Source organism: Zoogloea sp. LCSB751 (assembly GCF_002028455.1).
In the GTDB taxonomy this organism is placed as follows: domain Bacteria; phylum Pseudomonadota; class Gammaproteobacteria; order Burkholderiales; family Rhodocyclaceae; genus Zoogloea.
The window spans coordinates 1-2,380 of record NZ_MWUM01000062.1 but is presented as its reverse complement, the minus strand read 5'-3'; the positions used below and the strand labels follow the sequence as shown (position 1 = coordinate 2,380).

General features: G+C 66.8%; 3 protein-coding genes. All 3 read left to right on the top strand.

Annotated features, from left to right (window positions below; genetic code table 11):
- Window positions 1-84 precede the first annotated feature (84 nt).
- Window positions 85-453 (top strand): transposase, encoded by a 369-nt coding sequence (locus B4920_RS25700; RefSeq protein ID WP_088179550.1) that lies wholly within the window; start codon window positions 85-87, stop codon window positions 451-453.
- Window positions 450-779 (top strand): IS66 family insertion sequence element accessory protein TnpB, encoded by a 330-nt coding sequence (gene tnpB, locus B4920_RS25695; protein ID WP_079437581.1) that lies wholly within the window; start codon window positions 450-452, stop codon window positions 777-779. The genes B4920_RS25700 and tnpB overlap by 4 nt, the downstream gene beginning before the upstream one ends.
- A gap of 61 nt (window positions 780-840) precedes the next feature.
- Window positions 841-2,346, top strand: a complete 1,506-nt coding sequence (locus tag B4920_RS25690) for an IS66 family transposase (RefSeq protein ID WP_079437580.1) — start codon at window positions 841-843, stop codon at window positions 2,344-2,346.
- Window positions 2,347-2,380: the final 34 nt, after the last annotated feature.

Here is a 2,380-nt window from a genome sequence, read left to right as displayed (position 1 = left end):
GTAAGCCCCCGGCTAACCCATCTTCCGCCAGCCCCTTAGCTCGCTAACCATAGTGTCCACTACGCATTAGAAGTGGACACTTCCATGACCATCACGCAGCAGCCCCGCCGAATCCGCCGAACCCATTCCGAGGAGTTCAAGCGATCATTGATCGAAGCCTGCGGCGAGCCCGGCGCCTCGGTCGCCGGCGTGGCCCTGGCCAACAGGATCAACGCCAACCAGCTGCGGCGCTGGATGCGCGAACGGGGCATCGCGCCGCCCGAGTTGTCCTGCCTGCCGTTACGTGTGGCGGCCTCCGAGCCGGTGGGCGGCTTCGTCCCGGTGCAGCTTCCCTCCTGCCCTGATGCGCCGATCCGGATTGAATTGCGCAAGGGGGCTGCGTCGGTCACGGTCGAGTGGCCGGCGTCCTCGGCCGCCGCGTGCGGAGCCTGGCTGTGCGAGTGGCTCGGATGATCCGGGTCGAGGCGCTCTGGTTGTCGGCGGCGCCGCTCGACATGCGAGCCGGCATGGACACGCTCCTCGCCCAGGTGGTGCGGGTCTTCGGCGAGGCACGCCCGCATCACGCCTACCTCTTCGCCAACCGGCGCGGCACCCGGATGAAGGTGCTGGTCCACGACGGCCAGGGGATCTGGCTCGCCTGCCGGCGGCTCCATCAGGGACGCTTCCGTTGGGCCGAGGGGGACGGTTCGCTCACGCTCACCCAGGCCCAGTTCGACGCGCTGGTGCTCGGCCTGCCCTGGCAGCAATTGGGCGGCGACGGCGCGATCCGGATGATTTGACGGTCCACCATCGGGGGATGTCCCGATGGCTGGATCCGTGCCCCAGCGGCATGATCTACGCATGGCTCTCCCCACCAACCTCCACGAACTCGATGCCGACACCCTGCGCCAGCTGCTCATCGCGCAGGATCGGGAGCTCACCTGGCGCCAGACCAAGATCGATCAGCTCACCCACGAGCTCTCGCTGCACAAACGCTGGCGTTTCGGGGTCAAGACCGAGCGCCTGCCGCTGGAGCAGGCCCAGCTGTTCGAGGAGACGGTCGAGGCCGACCTGGCGGCGATGACCAAGGAGCTTGAACAGCTCTCCGGCAAACCGCTTGCTGCCAAGGGCCAGGCCAAGCGCAAACCCCTGCCGCCCGAGTTGCCCCGTACCGAGATCCACCACGAGCCGGACAGCACCACCTGCGCCTGCGGTTGCCAGATGAGACGCATCGGCGAGGACGTGGCGGAGAAGCTCGACTACACCCCCGGTGTCTTCAGCGTCGAGCGCCACATCCGCGGCAAATGGGTCTGCCAGGCGTGCGAAACCCTGGTGCAGGCCCCGGTGTCCGCCCACGTGATCGACAAGGGCCTCCCCACCGCCGGGCTACTGGCCCAGGTGCTGGTGGCCAAGTACCAGGATCATCTGCCGCTGTACCGCCAGGAAGGGATCTTCGGCCGGGCGGGGCTCGCCGTTCCCCAATCCACGCTCGCCCAATGGGTCGGCCAGATGGGCGTGCAGCTTCAGCCCCTGGTCGATGCACTGAGGGACGAACTCCTCGCCTTCCCGGTGCTGCACGCGGACGAAACACCGGTGGCGATGCTCGACCCGGGGGCCGGCAAGACGCACCGGGCCTATCTGTGGTCCTACAGCATCGGCGCCCACGATCCGGTCCGGGCGGTCATCTACGACTTTGCTGACAGCCGCGCCGGCAAGCACGCGCAGGACTTCCTGGGCGACTGGCGTGGCACCCTCGTCTGCGACGACTACTCGGGCTACAAAGCCTTGATCGCCCAAGGCGTCACGGAAGCGGGCTGCATGGCCCACGCCCGGCGCAAGTTCTTCGAGTTGAAGGAACACGGGCAGAGCCAGATCGCTGGCGAGGCGCTGGAGCGGATCGCCGCTTTCTACGCCATCGAGCAGGCGGTGCGCGAACTGGACGCCGCTGCCCGCCAGGCGCTGCGGGAGACCAAGGCGAAGCCGCTGCTGGAAGACTTCAAGGCTTGGCTGCTGGCGTGTCGGGGCAAGATCCCCAACGGATCATCCAGTGCCAAGGCCATCGACTACACCCTCAAGCGCTGGGTGGCGCTGACCCATTACCTGACCGATGGGAACGTGCCGATCGATAATAACTGGATCGAGAACCAGATCCGGCCGATTGCCATCGGCCGCAAGAACTGGCTCTTTGCCGGCTCGCTACGCGCCGGCAAGCGAGCCGCGGCGATCATGAGTCTGATTCAGTCGGCGCGCCTCAATGGGCATGAGCCCTTCGCCTATCTGAAGGACATCCTCACTCGATTGCCGACTCAGCCCCAGAGTCGGATCGGGGAGATGCTACCCCATCGCTGGAGGCCGGATTCAGCCTGACGCTCGGTCAAGAGGGGATCGCCGGGTGCTTACC